Source organism: Arthrobacter sp. Soil762 (assembly GCF_001428335.1).
GTDB lineage: Bacteria > Actinomycetota > Actinomycetes > Actinomycetales > Micrococcaceae > Arthrobacter.
In genome coordinates this window covers 31,030-48,674 of record NZ_LMSG01000019.1, presented here as the reverse complement: position 1 = coordinate 48,674, position 17,645 = coordinate 31,030, and the positions used below count along the sequence as shown (strand labels likewise).

The window sequence follows — 17,645 nt, the reverse complement described above, 5'->3', positions numbered from 1 at the left end:
CAGTACCTAGCGCCGCCGGGCGCGGCGGCGTTCGTTGCTGGCCAGGCTGCGTGTCAGCGGCCGGGCCAGCGTATCGCCGAGCACAATGCCGGCGGCCGTGCCCAGGACGATCGCGCCGGCGTTGAGCATGCCGCCGGCTCCCAGCAGGATTTCGGATTCCTCGATGGTCAGCACATACATGGACCGGAAAATGGTCAGCCCGGGCAGTAGGATCAGGGCCGCCGGAACGGCCACCACCAGCTGCGGTGCGCCCATCTTCAACGCCACCACCCGCGCCAGCAGGCCAATCACGACGGCGGCGAGCGCCGGGGAGAACCGGTCACCGACGCCGAGGGACGCGGCACCCAGCAGCACAAGGTAGCCCACGACGCCTACGCCCGCGGTAGGCAGCAGCAGCTCCCAGGAGGTCTGCTCCGTCACGCCGATGGCCATCACGGCGACGGCGATAAATATCACCAGGACCCAGAGGTCGTAGGCTGGCGGGAATGTCTGGGTAACACTAATGGGCTGCATTCCGGTCATCGCGCCCACCACAAAGGCCACCGCAATCCCGGCCACAATCGCACCAAAGGTCAGCAAGGTGGACAGAAACCGGCCCGCTGCGGTCACGGGGAACCCGTTGATGGCATCCTGCACCGAGGAGACCAGGCGCCCGGTGGGCAGCAGCAGGAGGATGCCGCCCACCACCACAATCGCCGGGGCGTTGGTGAGGTCAAAGCGCCACAACAGCAGCGCGGTGAGCGTAACGCCGAAGGAGCATGCCGCCGTCGTAAAGAAGTCCGGAACCCGCCACCGGCCCAGCTGGCGGGCGAGCAGGCTGACACCGATGTTGGCCACGAAGGCAATGCCCGAGGACACCGGCCCGCCGCCGAGCACACCCACAAAGACTGCGGCGAACACGCCGAACGCTATGGTGACCATCCAGCGCGGGAACGGTTTGGGGCTGGTGATGGCCTCGTCCAGCCGGCGGATGGCTTCATCGCGGCCCACTCCCCCGGCCACGATGTCCGTCACCAGCCGGTGTACTTTGGCCAGCCCGGCATAGTTGTTGGTCCAGGACCGCACAACCCGAAGCAGCGAGATGGGCGTCTGGTCCTTGGGCGCATAGTTAATGGCCACCGACTGGTTGGTGATGTCCACTTCGATGTTCTTCAGCCCCAGCGCCGCGGTGACGGCAATAATGCTCGTCTCCACTTCCAGTGCGCCCGCCCCGTACCGGAACATGGTCTCGGCCAGGTGCAGGGAAAAGTCCAGGGTCTTGCGTGCGGAGGTGTCCACGCCTCCCACCTGGATCATGGGGTTGGCGTAGGGGCTGCCGGCGAGCCTGTCCACAATGCTCAGCGGCGCCGTCGGCGGGCTGTCCCCCCGCACCAGGCGCCGCAGCATCCGCTTGGCCGCCGCATCCTGGCGGAGCTGGGAGGGGGTGAGCGGCTCTGTTTTGGGCAGACCGTCGGTGGGAGGCCTGCGCCTTGGGTTTTCAGGTCGCTCGTTCACCTTGGTGCTCCTCCCTTTCTGGCAGTTCGTGGTTTGGTATTAGGCCTGGCGCTTCAGTGGCAGTTTGCCCAGCAGGGTGCGCGCCGCCGCGATGGCCGCGCGGACCAGGCGGTTGGCCTGGAAGGCTACCGGCCGCACCGGCATCACGAAGTCACCCAGCAGCTGGACCACGTCGCCGCCGAAGCCCTTCTTGAACTCGTAGCCGCCGTGGCCTTCTTCGTCCTGTCCCTGGATGCCGAAGGTGCCGTAGAAGTTGTAGCGCGAGTAGCCCTTGTCCAGCCCGTGCAGCATCATTCCCCAGTACAGGGACGTGGCGCCGTTGAAGTAGATGTAGTCCTGTTTGGTGCCGCCGATAACGCAGACCACCTCGTCGCCGAAGCAGACGAAGTGGATGGCGGCCACTGTTGCCACACCCACCGAGTCCGGGAACCGCTCGATGTCCTTGAGGCTGCGCTCGTAGCTGTCCACGAGGTCCTGGACTACTTTGAGGCGGTTGGCTTTCTTTTTGCTGCCGGTCTCTTCGACCTCGCGGCGGAGTTCGGCCGCGGACGCGGATTCCGCTTCCAGGCGTTCGGTGATGGACTTCCGGTACGCGGGGATGTCGATCTTGGCCATCATGAGTTTGGTGAACTCGGCCGAGGTGGTCCGCAGGAGCTGTTCGTAGTATTCGCGTTCGCGGTAGAAGAAGCCCTTCTCGTCCCCGGCCGTGCTCAGCGCGTTGTAGAACTCGTCAAGGGTTTCAAGGGTGGCCTGCGCCAGGAACACACCGTTCTTTTCAGCCTTCCGGATGGCCTTCCGTGTCCGGTAGCTGGTACTCATGATGAGCTCCTCGGCGTCCGTGATGCCGTCGAGGTGCTTGATGAACATCCAGTTCACGTTGGCGAAGTTCATGTCCGAGCCCTGGTGTTCAAGACCCAGTCCCGCCAGTTCCGCCACGAGCGGCCTGTTGTCCACGATCTCTGGGTGTTCGGCGCCTTCGGCATCGCGGGCGATGTACGTCAGGTTCGGAGAAATCCGGAGTTCGGCAGCCTTGCGTTCCGCGGCGCGTACCTTGAGGAGTCCGACGACGTCACGCACCAGTGCGGCGTCCGTGTAGTCCAGGAGGGGGCCCTTGGCGCACTCGCACACCTTGTAGCCCCAGCGGTTGGTGGTGAAGTTCAGTTTCCCGGCAGCGACCAGGTCGCCGTCGCGCCTGACTCCGAACAGTTCCACTGACTGGCCGCGGGCACGCTGGAAACGGGTGAAGTCGGCGGACTGGATGAAGTTGTTTTGCGGATGCTTGAGGGAGAAGGACTCAAACTCGGCATCGCTGAGGACGCTGAGCTCGAGTCCGGCTCCGGCCTTGGTTGGATTCACAGAAATAACCTCATCTATGGCTGGGCTGCCGACTGGGGCAGGCGCTGGCCTTCGTGGTGTGGATGGTGAGAGTGGCTGGTGGGCGGTCAGTAGAACTGCTGGCCGGTGCGTGCGGTTTCAAGCCGGCGGAAGACCCGTTCCGCGGCCTTGACCCACAGGGTGTGCCTGACGGGCGACAGCACGTAGTCGTAGCAGCCGACGAAATCCGTCACCGTCTTGGTGAAGCTCGTTTTGAACATGCCCATGCCGTACAGGTGGTGGGTCTTGTCCTTGATCAGGCCAGAGGGCGGCGTGCCGCAGAAGTCGTACTCGATGCAGCCGAGTTCCTGCATTCTTCGGATGGCCTGCCACTGGACCAGGTGCGAATCGCCGTACCGCTTCCTGTTCTGAGTGGAGCCGCCGTCCTTGTAGGTTGCCTTGGATCCGTAGTTGATCACAAAGGCGCCCACACTGGGTTTGCCGTCCTCATAAACGAAGAAGAAGCTGCCCTGGCCGCGGGTGCAGAATTCGTCCCAGAACCGCGTGTAGTACTCGAGGCTTCGCAACGGCATGGAACCCTTGGCGTTCACGGTGTCTGCCATCAGGTCATACAGCGCCCGGTACGTTTCCGGGCCTGGCTCCTGCTGCACCACGGCGCAGCCTTCGCGTTCTGCCCGGCGGATCGCGTTGCGGGCGCGGGAGGAGATGGACCGGAACACCTGGTTCTCCGGTACCGCGAGGTCCAGGAGCGCTGTGGAGTCGTTGGACTGGATGTTCGGGGCCTTCACCAGGCCGGCGGCGGCGAGCTGTGCCCGGGCTTCCGGGGTGCTCACGATGTCCGGTTCAATCTTGATGGTAAAGACATTGAGCTTCCGGCTCCTGGCGAATGCAGCGCACGAGTCCAGGACCGGCTTCAGGTCCTCGACGGCACGCAGGTCAGGACCTTTGATCAGGTACCACAGGCGGCCCAGTACCGGGAATTTCTTCTCCAGCACCAGGTTGTAGCTGGCGGTCCCGGCAGACTCCAGGACCAGGAAACGGGCGGTCCAGCCGCTGCCGTTCTTCACGGACGCGTAGGCGGCGGACTGCAGCATGTTGCCGCCGTTCGGGTTGGCTGTGACGTGCTTGTCCCAGTTCTCAATTTCCTCCGCTGTGGCAAAGCGGGCGGTGAATTCTCGCAAGGGGGCCGTGTCCAATCTCAGGGGTTGCGTAGCCACAAGTCTAAAGCCACTCGTTGGGCGGCGGGTCCCCGGCATCCTCTGCATGCTGCTCGTTCCTCGCTTTGACGCATGCTGCCGGATGCCGCGGACCCACCGACTGTCGGTGATCGAGCTTGTCGAGATCGGTTTCGACAAGCTCACCACCGGAAACAGTCTGCCGGGCCCTAGTCTTCGAACTCCGACAGCGGCGGGCAGGAGCAGATCAGGTTGCGGTCACCTGCTGCGCCGTCGATGCGGCCGACGGGCGGGAAGTACTTGTCCTGCTTGAGGTGGTGGACCGGGAAGGCGGCCTGCTCACGCGGGTACTGACGGGCCCAGTCGGAAGATACGACGGCGGACGCGGTGTGGGGTGCGTGGCGCAGCGGGCTGTTCTCCACGGTGAAGTCGCCGTTGGCCACCTGGTCGATTTCCTTGCGGATGGTGATCATCGCGTCGATGAACCGGTCGATCTCCACCAGGTCCTCGGACTCGGTGGGCTCCACCATCAGCGTGCCCGCAACCGGGAACGCCAGGGTGGGGGCGTGGAAGCCGTAGTCGATGAGGCGCTTGGCCACCCCAGGTCCTCGGACTCGGTGGGCTCCACCATCAGCGTGCCCGCAACCGGGAACGCCAGGGTGGGGGCGTGGAAGCCGTAGTCGATGAGGCGCTTGGCCACATCCTCCGCGGTGACGCCCGTCTTCGCCGTCAGCCCACGCAGGTCCAGGATGCACTCGTGCGCCACCAGCCCACCCTCGCCGGTGTAGAGGACCGGGAAGTACTCGTTCAGGCGGGCCGCGACGTAGTTGGCCGCCAGCAGCGCCGACTTCGTGGCCTCGGTCAGGCCTTCGGCACCCATCAGCTTCACGTAGGCCCAGGAGATGGGCAGGACACCGGCAGAACCGAACCGTGAGGCGGAGATCGGAACGTCATTGCCTTCGGTCCAGGTAGCCGCGTTACCCGGCATAAACGGTGCCAGGTGCGCCTTCGCAGCGACCGGGCCCACACCGGGTCCGCCGCCGCCATGCGGGATGCAGAAGGTCTTGTGCAGGTTCAGGTGCGAGACGTCGCCGCCGAACTTGCCCGGCTGCGCGAGACCCACGAGCGCGTTCAGGTTGGCGCCGTCCACGTAGACCTGGCCGCCGGCAGCGTGCACTGAATCGCACACCTCGCGGACATCGGCGTCGTACACACCATGCGTGGAGGGGTAGGTGATCATGATCGCCGAAAGGACGTCCTTGTTCGCCTCGATCTTGGCATTCAGATCATCGTGGTCGATGCTGCCATCCGGCGCCGTGGCCACCACCACAACCTTCATGCCCGCCAGGACAGCGGAGGCGGCGTTGGTGCCGTGCGCCGAGGCCGGGATCAGGCAGACCGTGCGCTGGTCATCGCCACGGGAGAGGTGGTAGCCGCGGATGGCCAGCAGGCCCGCGAGCTCACCCTGGGACCCGGCGTTCGGCTGGAGCGAGACCTGGTCGTAGCCGGTGATCTCGGTCAGCTGGTCTTCGAGATCGGTGATGAGTTCGCGCCAGCCCACGGTCTGGGAATCCGGGGCGAACGGGTGGATGGAGGCGAACTCCGGCCAGGAAATGGCTTCCATCTCCGCGGTGGCGTTCAGCTTCATCGTGCACGAACCCAGCGGGATCATGGTCCGGTCCAGGGCAAGGTCCCGGTCACTCAGCCTGCGGATGTAGCGCAGCAGCTGCGTTTCGGAACGGTGGGTGTTGAACACGGGGTGCTGCAGGTAACCGGAGGAACGCTCGACGGCGGCATCCAGCGCGAACTCAGTGTCAGTGCCGGCGGCCGCATCCACCGCCGCCGCACCAAAGGCTTCCAGAACACCGGCAACGATGGCCTGCGTGGTGGTTTCATCGGCGGAAACGCCGACGGTGTCCTCGTCGATGTGGCGCAGGTTGATGCCCTTGGCCTCCGCGGCGGCAACAATGGCGGCAGCCATGCCGGGCACGGAAACCGTGACGGTATCAAAGAAGCTCGTGTGCAGGACGTCCAGGCCGGCCGCCTTCAGGGACGCGGCGATGGTTGCAGCGTGGCTGTGGGTGGTCTCGGCGATGGCCTTCAGCCCGTCGGGGCCGTGGTAGACGGCGTAGAAGGAGGAGACGATGGCCAGCAGTGCCTGCGCGGTGCAGATGTTGGACGTGGCCTTCTCGCGGCGGATGTGCTGCTCGCGGGTCTGCAGCGCCAGGCTAGAAGGAGGAGACGATGGCCAGCAGTGCCTGCGCGGTGCAGATGTTGGACGTGGCCTTCTCGCGGCGGATGTGCTGCTCGCGGGTCTGCAGCGCCAGGCGGTACGCGGGGGTCCCGGCGTCGTCCTTGGACACTCCGACGAGGCGGCCCGGCATGGACCGCTCCAGGCCCTTGGCCACGGCCATGTACGCCGCGTGCGGGCCGCCGAAGAACAGCGGCACACCGAAACGCTGGGTGGAGCCGACGGCGATGTCCGCGCCCTGCTCCCCCGGAGGGGTGATCAGCGTCAGCGCCAGCAGGTCGGCAGCGACCGTGACGAGCGCGCCGCGCTCCTTGGCTTCCTTGATGACGTCGGCGTGGTTGAAGACCCGGCCGGAAACGCCCGGCTGCTGCAGGACGATGCCGTTGATGACGCCGTCGGGCAGGCCCTGGGAGAGGTCGGCGACCTCCACCTCGAACCCGAGGGCTTCGGCGCGGCCCTTCACAATCGCAATGGTCTGCGGCAGGCAGTCGGCATCCAGGACGGTCTTGCCGTCATGGGCGGCCTTGTTCTTGTTGGCGCGGCGCATCATGAGGACGGCCTCGGCGACGGCGGTGGCTTCGTCCAGCAGCGACGCGTTCGCGATCGGGAGGCCCACCAGGTCCTGGACCATGGTCTGGAAGTTCAGCAAAGCCTCGAGCCGGCCCTGCGAGATCTCGGGCTGGTACGGCGTGTACGCGGTGTACCAAGCCGGGGCTTCGAGGATGTTCCGGCGGATCACGGCCGGGGTCACGGTGTCGTAATAGCCCTGGCCGATCATCTGCACAGCCGTCTTGTTCTTCGCAGCGAGCTTCCGCAGCTCGGCAAGGACCTCAACCTCACTGAGGGCGTCCTTAAGGCGGAGGGCCACATCCTGCCGGATGCCGTTGGGGACGGCAGTATCCACCAGCGCGTCCACAGTGCCGTAGCCGACGGCCTTGAGCATGGAGTCGATATCGGCCTGGCGGCGGGCGCCAATATGCCGGTCAACGAAAGTGGCCGAGGCCGAATTAACACTCACAAGGAACTCCATTACTAAGGCGGGCGCAGGGTACGCCACATCGACTCGGGTTCCTCCCCGCTCTGTCTGGGACCTGAGAGTTTCCGCCCAGCCTGCTTCCGCTAGGCTGCGCTTGCACCGTCGGTGGGCACAGCGGTCCTGACATTCCGGAGTGATCCGGGACGCTTCAGGCGGACGGCCTGCCACTTTCCAGAGTTGCCTGGCCGCGGCGGTACGTGGGCCTGAGAGATTCCTGGGGAGGATTTGCTCCTACGGCGCCTGTTGTACCTGCTAACAGAACTCTCCCGCCGCAGATCAAAGGCATATTCAGATTTTGTGGCGGCCGCAGATGGTCGCCACGCGGTCCAATTCTCCTACGCCCCGGGCTGCCGGGCAAATGAGGTCATCGGGTTCAGCCCCGCAGCCGCTCCACAGCGGCAAGAAGCTCCTCAATGTCTCCATGCCTTCCACGGCCGTCCCCGGTGGTGCCGCTTTCCCACATGGCGTTGAAATACAGCCCGTCCCCCATGTACAGCACGGCTTTCGCCATGGCCGTGCCGACGTCGGCCGCGATCAGGTCCAACCACTGCTGCTGGATGGCGGCAAAGCGGCGCCGGGCCTCTTCATGGGCCACTTCAGCCAGGCGCGTGGCGGCCACGAAGGATCGGTCCATGGGCGAGTCGGACCAGAGCGAGGAACGGATGAAGTAGGCCGCCGCACCTTCGGCTGCTGCGGCCATCAGCGCGAGGTCCTCGACGGCCAGTCGGTCCAGCCGCTCCAGCACCGCGGCGATCAGCGCTTCCTTGTTGGGGAAGTGATAGAGCAACCCGCCCTTGGACACGCCTGCCCGCTTGGCCACTGCATCCAAAGTGGCAGCCCGCTCCCCCACGTCGATCAGGAGTTCTTCAAAAGCGTCGAGGACTGCGTCGCGTGCGACGGGATTTCTGGCCATGGCTTCAATCATGCACGTTCCGGGTCCCGTTTCTTAACTGTACCGTCTGGACGGTATAGTTATCGGCATGACGTTGTCCGCACAGTCCAACCAGAACACCCGAAACACATCCGCGACCGCAGCCCAGGTCCGGCCGTCAGGGCCTGCCCAGGCGCCCTGGCGCGATTGGCTCGCGCTGGCCCTGCTGATGTTTCCGGTGCTCCTGGTTGCGGTGGACAACACTGCGTTGACGTTCGCGCTTCCGGCCATCGCGAGCAGCCTGGAGACCACCGGAGTCCAGCTCCTGTGGATTGTGGACGCCTATCCCCTGGTGCTTGCCGGCTTGCTGGTCGCCATGGGCAGCCTGGGCGACCGGATCGGGCGCCGCCGGCTGCTGCTGACCGGCAGTGTTGGCTTCGCCGCGGTCTCGGCAGCAACAGCCTTCGCCCCCAGCGCGGAGTGGCTGATAACGGGTCGGGCAATTCTGGGGTTCTTCGGCGCCATGCTGATGCCCTCAACCCTGTCGCTGATCCGCAACATTTTTCCGGACCCAAACCGGCGTCGGCTGGCCGTTGCCATCTGGGCTGCCGGCTTCTCCGGCGGCGCCGCCCTGGGTCCCATCTTCGGCGGGTGGCTGGTGGAGCAGTTCTGGTGGGGCGCCATCCTGCTGGTCGCGGTGCCCATCATGCTGCCCCTGGTGGCATTCGGCCCTGCATTCATCCCGGAATCAAAAGATCCGCGCCCCGGGCGGGTGGACGTGACCAGCATCGTCCTGTCCCTGCTGGTAATGGTGCCCGTTGTGTATGGCATCAAGGAGCTGGCGACCGATGGTTTCGGGGCCGCTCCTGTGGGTCTTGTTGCCTTTGGCCTGGCCATGGGCGTCGTCTTTGTCCGCCGCCAGCAGCGGGTGGCCGGCCCCCTGCTGGATATGTCCCTGTTCGGCAACCGGGTCTTCAGCACGGCCATCGCGGCAAACGTGCTGGCCCTGTTCTCCTTCAACGGCTTCATCCTGTTCCTCGCCCAGCATCTGCAGCTCCTGGACGGAATGACACCGTCGGCCGCCGGAATTGCCATGATCCCGGCCCTGGTGGCCACAGTGCTGGCTGGGCTGGCAGTGGTGCCGCTGGTCCGGAAGGTGCGTCCGGGCTTTGTGGTGGCAGGTGGCCTGGCCCTGAGCGCCACCGGCTACGGAATCGTGGTCTTCGGTGACCACGGCTCCGGCCCGGCCCTCCTGCTGGCCGCGCTGCTGATCCTCGCCTTGGGCGTGGGCACAGCGGAAACCATTTCCAATGACCTCATCCTGGGCTCCGTTCCAGCGGAGAAGTCAGGAGCGGCGGCCGCCATCTCCGAAACGGGCTATGAGGTGGGGTCCCTGCTGGGGACGGCGGTGCTGGGCTCCATCCTGACTGCCTCCTACCAGCGCAATCTCCGGCTTCCGACCGGGGTGGAGGAAGCGGCGTCAGGCACTGCAGTACACCAGGCGGGTGAAACTCTGGCGGGCGCCGTCGAGCTGGCCGCCGGCCTGCCTGCTCCGCTGGCCGAAGCGCTCCGCGGCGCAGCACGCCTGGCGTTTGATTCAGGCGTCCACACCACTGCGGCAATTGCGCTGGTACTGATGGCGAGCGCGGCAGTCCTTGCCGCCGTCGTACTCCGGAAAGTTCCGACGGTGGGCTAGGCGCTCGTCTCCGGCAAGCCGGCGAGCGCACAAAATACGCCCGGCGCAGGAAGTCCTTCCGGCGCCGGGCGCTTGTGGCCTCGTTAGGGCCGACTCTTACTTGGCGTCGGGGGCGGTGACGCTGGCGGAGGCCTTCATGGTCTCGGCGTTCACCATCCACGCGTATTGCTCCAGCTTGGCGATGAATTCGTGGAGCAGGTCCGCGGTGGTGGGATCCTCTTCGTCCACTTCGTCATGGACCTTGCGCATGGTGCCCACGGCAGCCTCAAGCGCGGCAACGATCCGCTCGATGGCGTCCTTCGTGTTGATGAGGCCTTCGGGGAACTGCGCGAGGCTGGTGGACTTGGCGACGGTGGCACTGCGGCCGTCCGGCAGGGCATGCAGGGCGCGCATCCGCTCGGCCATATCGTCCGCGAACTGCCGGGCGGCATCCACGATTTCGTCCAGCTGCAGGTGAAGGTCCCGGAAGTTGGTCCCCACAATGTTCCAGTGGGCCTGCTTGCCCTGGATGTGCAGCTCAATCAGGTCCGCAAGTACGGCCTGCAGGTTATTGGTCAGGGTCGGTGAAGCTTTCATGAATCCTCCTCGATTTGTCCAGTAATGCCGACGCTATCAGCCACGGGATCGATCGCGGCAGGCCGGAAGCAAATTTCTCAGTGAGCTTACTAATCTCACGGAGCGAGACAAAGGAACGGGATTCATTTAAACCATTGCGTGAAATCCCCGCATCCCTCATACTAAATGAACGTCATTCATTTAGTGACGGTCGTCTCACTGGAAGTAAGCACATGATTGAAATTTCCTGCCTCGACTCACCCGCCTCCCTGGCCCGGACAACGCCGTACGACCGCCCTGCCCTTCGGGTGGGCGTCGTACAGCACCGCTGGCATGCAGACACTGCCGTCCTGCAGGCCGAACTGGATGAAGGAATCGGCCGGGCCGCCCGGCTCGGTGCCTCGGTGGTGTTCCTGCCCGAACTCACCCTCTCCCGCTACCCCGCGGACACCCGCCCCGAAAACGACACCACTCGCCCTGGAGCGGTGCGGCCGCGACCGTCGGACACCGCAGAAGACCTGCTCACCGGGCCCACCTTCCGGTTTGCTGCCGAGTCGGCCCGCCGCCACGGCGTGGCTGTCCATGCCTCGCTGTACCAGCAGGCACCGAACCCGGACGGCAGCGACGACGGCCTGGGGCTGAACACCGCCATCCTGGTGTCGTCCGAGGGCGAACTGCTCGCCCGCACGCACAAGCTGCACATCCCGGTCACCGCCGGCTACTACGAAGACAAGTTCTTCCGCCAGGGGCCGGCGACCGCGGATGCCTACGAGGTCCACGCGCCGGCAGAACTGGGCGGCGCCCGGCTGGGCATGCCCACGTGCTGGGACGAATGGTTCCCGGAGGTGGCCCGGCTCTACGCCCTCGGTGGCGCAGAGATCCTCGTCTACCCCACGGCGATCGGCTCAGAGCCGGACCACCCGGATTTCGACACCCAGCCGCTGTGGCAGCAGGTCATTGTGGGCAACGGCATCGCCAACGGCCTGTTCATGGTGGCCCCCAACCGCTGGGGCAGTGAAGGAACGCTGAACTTTTACGGCTCCTCCTTCATCTCCGACCCCTACGGCCGCGTCCTCGTGCAGGCCCCGCGTGACGCCTCCGCCGTGCTGGTGGCAGACCTCGACCTGGACCAGCGGCGGGACTGGCTGACGCTCTTCCCCTTCCTGTCCACGCGCCGCCCCGATACCTATGGCCGGCTTGCGGAACCCGTACGCCGTGACCAGCCGCTGGGCGGCGAAGTTTTCGCATCCTCGCAGGTGACCGCATGAGCACGTGGCGCATGCCCGCCGAAACCGCTCCGCAGGACCGGCTGTGGATGGCCTTTCCCACCGGCGGTTACACCCTGGGCGACACGGAGGAAGACGCCCACGCTGCCCGGTCCACCTGGGCAGCGGTGGCCAACGCCGCCGTCGAATTTGAGCCGGTCACCGTGGTGGTGGACCCCGACGACGTCGGCATCGCCGCACGCTATCTGCATCCGGCCGTCGAGGTGCTTGCCGCCCCGCTCAACGATGCGTGGATGCGGGACATCGGCCCCACGTTTGTGCTGGACCAGGACGGGAGCCTCGGCGCCGTCGACTGGATCTTCAACGGCTGGGGTGCCCAGGACTGGGCACGCTGGGACAAGGACGCGCTGATCGCCGGCGAAGTCTCGGGCCGATCCGGCGCCGCGCACATCGTGTCCGCGCTGGTCAATGAAGGCGGCGGCATCCAGGTGGACGGGGAGGGAACCGTCCTGGTGACCGAAACCGTGCAGCTGGATCCGGGCCGCAACCCGGGACTCAGCCGTGCCGACGTCGAAGCCGAGCTCGCCCGGACCATCGGCGCAACCCAGGTGGTCTGGCTCCCGCGCGGACTGGCCCGCGACTCGGAACGGTTCGGCACGCGCGGTCATGTGGACATCGTGGCCGCTATCCCCTCCCCCGGCACACTGCTGGTGCATTCCCAGCAGGACCCCCGCCACCCGGACTTCCAGGTAAGCCGGGACATCATCGAGCACCTGCGGACCACGAGGGACGCGGCCGGACGGGAGTGGACCATCATCGAAGTCCCCGCCCCTGAAGTGCTCTGGGATGACGAAGGCTTTGTCGACTACAGCTACATCAACCACGTCGTGGTCAACGGCGGCGTCATCGCCTGTACGTTCGGGGACCCCAACGATGACAAGGCGCTGCAGATCCTGGCGGAGGCCTACCCCGGCCGGCGTGTGGTCGGCATTGACGCCCGTGAGCTCTTCGCCCGCGGCGGTGGCATCCACTGCATCACCCAACAGCAGCCTGCTGCCTCGTAGAAAGCGCTGGACAATGACTCAAACCACCCGCACGAACACCCCCGCAGGCCAGCCTTCCGGGACCGACCCGGCCGGCTCGGCGCACGGCATCACCGAAAAAGGACTGAAGGGCGGGCAGCTGGGCCTCCTCGCCGTCGTCGTTCTTGGCATTTCCACCATCGCACCGGCTTACACGCTGACCAGCGCCCTTGGCCCCACGGTTAATGAGGCGGGGCTCCAGTTGCCCGTCATTTTCCTGATCGGGTTCATCCCCATGATCCTGGTGTCACTCGCCTACCGGGAACTCAACACCGATTCCCCGGACAGCGGCACCACGTTCACCTGGGTCACCAAGGCGTTTGGCCCCTGGGTGGGCTGGATGGGCGGCTGGGGACTGCTGGCCGCCAACATCATCGTCCTGTCAAACCTGGCGGGCGTGGCCGTCGACTTCTTCTATCTCTTCCTGTCGCAGCTGACGGGCGCGCCTGAACTCGCGGACCTCGCGGCCAATAAGCCGTTGAACGTCCTGACGTGCTTCGTGTTCGTGGCCCTCGCAGTGTGGGTGAGCTACCGCGGCCTGCACACCACCAAGCTTGTGCAGTACGGCCTCGTGGGCTTCCAGCTGCTGGTCCTGGGGCTTTTCGTCGGCATGGCGTTCGCGAACTGGTCCACGTCGGAAACGGCCATCCCCTTCAGCTGGGAGTGGTTCGACGTCACCAGGATCGAGACGTTCGGGCAGATCGCCGCCGGCATTTCCCTGTCGATCTTTGTCTACTGGGGTTGGGACGTATGCCTGACGGTGAATGAGGAAACCGCCAACGGCAAAAAGACGGCTGGACTGGCGGGCACCCTCACCGCCGTCGTTGTCCTCGGGATCTACCTGCTGGTGAGCATCGCCACCATGATGTTCGCCGGCGTCGGCGATACAGGGCTGGGGCTGAACAACACGGAGAACCATGAGAACCTCTTCACCGCGCTGGCCTCGCCGATCATGGGGCCGTTCGCCATCCTGATGTCGCTCGCGGTGCTGTCCAGTTCGGCCGCGTCCCTGCAGTCCACGTTCACGTCGCCGTCGCGCAGCCTGCTGGCCATGGCCCACTACGGTGCGCTGCCCAAGCCGTTCGGCCACATCAGCAAGCGCTTCTCGACGCCGGGCTTCGCAACGGTGGCGGCGGGCATCCTGTCCGCCGGGTTCTACGCGGTGATGCATGTGATCAGCGAAAACGTCCTGAACGACACCATCCTGGCCCTCGGCCTGATGATCTGCTTCTACTACGGCCTGACCGCCATCGCCTGCGCCTGGTACTTCCGGAACAGCGTGTTCAGCAGCGTCCGCAACTTCATGCTGCGGCTGCTCTGCCCGGTGCTGGGCGGCGTCGGTCTGTTTGTGGTTTTCCTGCAGACAGCCATCGACAGCTGGGCGCCGGAGTTCGGCAGCGGCTCCGAGGTCTTCGGCGTGGGGCTGGTGTTTGTCCTGGGCATCGGGATCCTGGCGCTCGGGGCGGTGCTGATGGTGATCATGGCACGCCTCAGCCCCGGTTTCTTCCGGGGCGAAACCATCCGCCGGGACACTCCTGCGCTGGTGGTGCCCGAGTAGTTGCCCCACCCACAGCACACAGCACGGTGCCCTGCCCGGAAAGTCTCCGGAGCAGGGCGCCGTTTTGGTTTCCTGATCTTGCCTCAACGGCGGTTCAGCATCGAACCGCGGGTCACCAGAAGTGCGCTACATCCACCACCATGCGCGATCCGGCCCCGGGGCCGTCCAGGGTGAAGACCCGGAACGGGAGCCGTGCACGGACACCCAGTCCGATGCTGGTATAGCCTTCGAAGCTGCCCGCGTAGGCCACCTGCCGGAAGGTCTGGTATCCCGACACGTCGGACAGTTCGGCCTTTGCCGCCGGGCTGTAGGTGACGTTGTAATTGCTGTCATAGGACGGTGCGTTCACAGTTACCTGGAGGAATGCTGAGCCCAAAAGTGGGATTTCAAAACCTGAACCGTCCTGGACCACGGTCGGAACGTACTGAACCGTGTAGCCGGCAACAGGGCCGTTGAGATCAACCACCATCCGGTCAAAGCAGTAGTGCTGCCCTGTCCGGACGTTGGTGACGGATGCGGTGCTCATGGCCGGGTCTGATTCAGCCAGCGATCCCCATACGAGTCCGCAGTACGATGTGGTTGCCGAGGCGGGCCCCGGAGCCAGGAAACCTAATCCGACAGCCATCAGAATGACTGTCAGCCACGTATGAATCTTTTTCATTGTGGGCCACCCTTCGAGTGATTAGGTAGCTCAAGCGTAGGAGTCTCCAAGGCCACTCAAAAGGGTTGTTGCCGCTTCGGCGCGGAACCGTTAATCGGCCTTGGTTCCGGTCACGCGGGCGTAAATTCTGAAGCACTTTGCGGGGCCATCGAAACGCTATTAATACCGTTTCTGCACCCTGCCGTTATGCATGATAACGACGCCGGCGCACCTCACTGCAGTGCCGCCGTCGGCCGTTCAGCCTTCGCACTCGATGCAGTACTTCAGGCCGTTCTTTTCGCGTGCAACCTGGGACCGATGCCGGACCAGGAAGCAGGATGAGCAGGTGAACTCATCGGACTGTTCGGGAACAACAATGACGGTCAGTTCTTCGCCGGAGAGATCGGCTCCGGGAAGGTCAATGCCTTCGGCGGTGTCGGTTTCGTCGACGTCGATGACAGCGGTCTGGGCACTGCCGCTGCGGGATGCCTGCAGGGCTTCCAGCGACTCGGCAGAGGCCTCGTCGTCAGTCTTGCGTGGAGCGTCGTAATCGGTAGCCATGGCATGTTCACTTTCGTCGCTGCACGGCACCATTTCAGGCACCTCAGTGAAGCAGTTTAGGTCATTATGCCGCTACTTGGGCAACAGTGTGGCCAACCAGACAGATTTCGTTGCTTCGCCGTCTACAGGATTTGTCCAAGGCGCGGCCGGAACCGTATTGATGCAACCTTGACCGTATCCGGGGGCGAAATCTGAGAAGGCGCCTACAGGATGGATTCGCAGGCCGCTGAGGCCTGCAAAACCCACCAAGGAGGCCGCCGTGGCTACCGCAGCTTCGGTGGGCCTGCGCATAGTCGTGCTGGTGCCCGCTTATAACGAGGCCGGCTCAATCGGGGCAACCCTCGATGGCCTGATGCTCCAGTCCCGTCCCGCGGACCTTATCGTGGTCATCCCCAACGGCTGCACCGATGCAACGGCCTGGGAAGCGCGGAAGTACCCGGTGACCACCACGGAGCTTCCACGATTGCAGCACCGCAAATCCGAAGCCCTGAACCGGGCGTGGGCGAAGTACGCATTCGACGCCGACGTGGTCATCTGCCTTGACGCGGATACGATCCTGCCGCCGAACGCCGTCGAAGCCTGGTCCCGGGAGTTCAGCGCCGAAAAGGGCGCACTCCTCGGTGGCTCGTCGTCGAAATTTACGATGCAGGACCCCGGATTTCTGAGCCGGCTGCAGAAGGCTGAGTTCGCCACGTGGACCGATTCGGCCCTGAGGCGGGGCCATACCAGCGTTCTGGCAGGGACTGGCTGCGCCATCAATAACGCCGTCCTCCGGCAGATCGCGGCCCTATCGGCGCAACCGGGCTGGCCTACACCGGCCTGGACGTCATGGCCGCGCTGTTAACCGCGCTTGGCGTGATGCTCATAGGCATGGCCCTGCTGGGACTGGTCCGCCGGGACAACAAGGCGCGTCCCTGACTACCGGGAGTTGAGCATTAAGTCAGGGAGTCCGACGCGCTTCCAGTGCGGACTTGAATGCGGAGGCTGAGGTGGCGCTGCTGTTGATGCGCCAGTCGGTTTCCTTCTGGAGATGGAACCATACGAAGCCCACCACATCGCTGGGCGGCAAGGTAGGACACGAGCGCAGTGTTCCAGGCAGCCTTGTCGCCGCCTGCTTCGCTGGAAGCCGTCTCGCTGATCAGGATGGGAACTCCGGGTGCCAGAGCACGCAACTGGGCTATGCCCGGAGCGAAGAGATCCTGCGGCGATATCCAGCCGCTCCATGAGGCGGAGGTGCCCCAGTTGTACAAGAGCCCGGCGAGATCGGTGGAACCGTAGTAGGGAACATTCGGGCTCCAGACCCAGGACACGTTGCCGGCGCCGGTGGCAGCAACAACGTCGTGAACGTGGCGCCAGGCATTTACGTAGTCACCGGTCTGATTGCCGTTGACGCCTTCGGCCCACGGATACCAGTTTCCGTTCATCTCATGGGCGAACCTGAGCTGGACCGGGTAACCCCAGGCAGTGAGTGCCTGGCCCCACTGCGTGATGTGGGCGTCAAAGTCGCCGGCGGCAATTCGGTCCAAGGAGTAGGCCGGCTGTTCCGTTCCACCGCCCCAGGCCCAAGGTTCCCAGGTGATCAGCGGGACGGCACCGCGTGCCCGGACGGAGTTCATTTCTGCGATGGGGGGCGATTGGAGGAAGTCCTTGTAGAACAGAATGCTGGACGGGCTTTCTCCGGCGAGCTGCGCCACTTCGTCCAGCGGGCCGCCGGCTGTGGCCACCCCGAACCGAAGGGCGGCCGTGCTGACCGGAGGGAGCGTCGGGGCCGGCGCCGTCACCGTGAACACGGACGAGGCCTGGATGGAAGAAGACTTGGCAGTGATGGTCACTGATCCAGTGGCTGTGGAAGGGATGGTGATCGAGGTGCTGAAGGCACCCGAGGCCGCCGTTTTGACGGGAAAAGTCGTGGCACCGGCAATCACCGTCCCCGTGGTGGAGGCCTTGAACCCCGTTCCGCTGACTGTGACGGCGGATCCTGCCAGTCCAGTGGCCGGGCTGAGGGAGATCCGGTCTGTGGCAGGCGCTGCCTGGGCGGCCTGGGCCGGCATCAGTCCCAAAGCCAGACCCAGGCCAACCACTGCCGCGATAGATTCAGGTGGTGCCTACCGGCACGTTCCTGATCCTAAGGGTTGGACGCCGAAACCAGAGCGCGTTTTTGAGAA

12 protein-coding genes, 2 pseudogenes and 2 riboswitches are annotated in these 17,645 nt (G+C 65.0%); of the genes and pseudogenes, 5 read left to right on the top strand and 9 right to left on the bottom strand.

All coding sequences use genetic code 11. The features are described from left to right. Positions 1-6 precede the first annotated feature (6 nt). The 5 genes and pseudogenes from ASG77_RS14195 to ASG77_RS14175 form a co-directional block, all read right to left on the bottom strand. On the bottom strand, positions 7-1,494 hold the full coding sequence (locus ASG77_RS14195) for a threonine/serine ThrE exporter family protein (RefSeq protein ID WP_056346620.1): 1,488 nt from the start codon (positions 1,492-1,494) through the stop codon (positions 7-9). A gap of 39 nt (positions 1,495-1,533) precedes the next feature. After that, the gene (locus ASG77_RS14190; protein ID WP_056346619.1) at positions 1,534-2,850 is read right to left on the bottom strand and encodes a peptidoglycan bridge formation glycyltransferase FemA/FemB family protein; all 1,317 of its coding nucleotides are present in this window, start codon (positions 2,848-2,850) and stop codon (positions 1,534-1,536) included. An 86-nt stretch (positions 2,851-2,936) separates the two neighbouring features. After that, positions 2,937-4,010 carry a lipid II:glycine glycyltransferase FemX gene (locus ASG77_RS14185; protein WP_056346618.1) on the bottom strand — a complete coding sequence of 358 codons (1,074 nt, stop codon included), beginning with the start codon at positions 4,008-4,010 and terminating at the stop codon, positions 2,937-2,939. 203 nt (positions 4,011-4,213) lie between these two features. Then, a pseudogene (locus tag ASG77_RS14180) lies at positions 4,214-7,285 on the bottom strand (glycine dehydrogenase (aminomethyl-transferring)). Between the two features lie 40 nt (positions 7,286-7,325). Then, positions 7,326-7,471, bottom strand: a riboswitch (glycine riboswitch). Between the two features lies 1 nt (position 7,472). Continuing rightward, positions 7,473-7,570, bottom strand: a riboswitch (glycine riboswitch). A gap of 94 nt (positions 7,571-7,664) precedes the next feature. Continuing rightward, positions 7,665-8,204, bottom strand: a complete 540-nt coding sequence (locus ASG77_RS14175; protein ID WP_056347303.1) for a TetR/AcrR family transcriptional regulator — start codon at positions 8,202-8,204, stop codon at positions 7,665-7,667. 67 nt (positions 8,205-8,271) lie between these two features. Here ASG77_RS14175 and ASG77_RS14170 point away from each other — a divergent pair, with 67 nt between their 5' ends. Further along, the gene (locus ASG77_RS14170; protein WP_056346613.1) at positions 8,272-9,858 is read left to right on the top strand and encodes an MFS transporter; all 1,587 of its coding nucleotides are present in this window, start codon (positions 8,272-8,274) and stop codon (positions 9,856-9,858) included. A 96-nt stretch (positions 9,859-9,954) separates the two neighbouring features. Here ASG77_RS14170 and ASG77_RS14165 read toward each other — a convergent pair whose 3' ends face one another. Continuing rightward, on the bottom strand, positions 9,955-10,434 hold the full coding sequence (locus ASG77_RS14165; RefSeq protein ID WP_056346612.1) for a Dps family protein: 480 nt from the start codon (positions 10,432-10,434) through the stop codon (positions 9,955-9,957). Positions 10,435-10,646: 212 nt separating this feature from the next. Here ASG77_RS14165 and ASG77_RS14160 point away from each other — a divergent pair, with 212 nt between their 5' ends. From ASG77_RS14160 to ASG77_RS14150, 3 genes are read left to right on the top strand one after another with little or no spacing between them, the layout of a single operon-like run. After that, positions 10,647-11,681, top strand: coding sequence for a nitrilase-related carbon-nitrogen hydrolase (locus ASG77_RS14160; protein WP_056346611.1), 1,035 nt, complete (start codon positions 10,647-10,649; stop codon positions 11,679-11,681). Then, positions 11,678-12,703, top strand: a complete 1,026-nt coding sequence (locus ASG77_RS14155) for an agmatine deiminase family protein (RefSeq protein WP_056346610.1) — start codon at positions 11,678-11,680, stop codon at positions 12,701-12,703. The genes ASG77_RS14160 and ASG77_RS14155 overlap by 4 nt, the downstream gene beginning before the upstream one ends. A 13-nt stretch (positions 12,704-12,716) precedes the next feature. Beyond that, the gene (locus tag ASG77_RS14150) at positions 12,717-14,279 is read left to right on the top strand and encodes an APC family permease (RefSeq protein ID WP_056346609.1); all 1,563 of its coding nucleotides are present in this window, start codon (positions 12,717-12,719) and stop codon (positions 14,277-14,279) included. A gap of 112 nt (positions 14,280-14,391) precedes the next feature. On the opposite strand, the gene ASG77_RS14145 is transcribed toward ASG77_RS14150, so the two are convergent. Beyond that, positions 14,392-14,940 (bottom strand): AMIN-like domain-containing (lipo)protein, encoded by a 549-nt coding sequence (locus tag ASG77_RS14145; RefSeq protein ID WP_056346607.1) that lies wholly within the window; start codon positions 14,938-14,940, stop codon positions 14,392-14,394. A gap of 237 nt (positions 14,941-15,177) precedes the next feature. Then, positions 15,178-15,480 (bottom strand): DUF4193 domain-containing protein, encoded by a 303-nt coding sequence (locus ASG77_RS14140; RefSeq protein ID WP_056347301.1) that lies wholly within the window; start codon positions 15,478-15,480, stop codon positions 15,178-15,180. A gap of 259 nt (positions 15,481-15,739) precedes the next feature. Here ASG77_RS14140 and ASG77_RS14135 point away from each other — a divergent pair, with 259 nt between their 5' ends. After that, a complete protein-coding gene (locus ASG77_RS14135) occupies positions 15,740-16,324 on the top strand; it encodes a glycosyltransferase family 2 protein (protein ID WP_056346606.1) in 585 nt (194 codons plus the stop codon). 96 nt (positions 16,325-16,420) lie between these two features. Here ASG77_RS14135 and ASG77_RS14130 read toward each other — a convergent pair. Continuing rightward, positions 16,421-17,531: pseudogene (locus ASG77_RS14130) on the bottom strand (glycosyl hydrolase). Between the last annotated feature and the right edge of the window lie 114 nt (positions 17,532-17,645).

Bases quoted from the DNA above. Each gene is read 5' to 3' on its own strand.
- ASG77_RS14165 (WP_056346612.1), bottom strand. From the start codon at position 10,434: ATGAAAGCTTCACCGACCCTGACCAATAACCTGCAGGCCGTACTTGCG.
- ASG77_RS14150 (WP_056346609.1), top strand. From the start codon at position 12,717: ATGACTCAAACCACCCGCACGAACACCCCCGCAGGCCAGCCTTCCGGG.
- ASG77_RS14145 (WP_056346607.1), bottom strand. From the start codon at position 14,940: ATGAAAAAGATTCATACGTGGCTGACAGTCATTCTGATGGCTGTCGGA.
- ASG77_RS14170 (WP_056346613.1), top strand. From the start codon at position 8,272: ATGACGTTGTCCGCACAGTCCAACCAGAACACCCGAAACACATCCGCG.
- ASG77_RS14140 (WP_056347301.1), bottom strand. From the start codon at position 15,480: ATGGCTACCGATTACGACGCTCCACGCAAGACTGACGACGAGGCCTCT.
- ASG77_RS14155 (WP_056346610.1), top strand. From the start codon at position 11,678: ATGAGCACGTGGCGCATGCCCGCCGAAACCGCTCCGCAGGACCGGCTG.
- ASG77_RS14160 (WP_056346611.1), top strand. From the start codon at position 10,647: ATGATTGAAATTTCCTGCCTCGACTCACCCGCCTCCCTGGCCCGGACA.
- ASG77_RS14175 (WP_056347303.1), bottom strand. From the start codon at position 8,204: ATGGCCAGAAATCCCGTCGCACGCGACGCAGTCCTCGACGCTTTTGAA.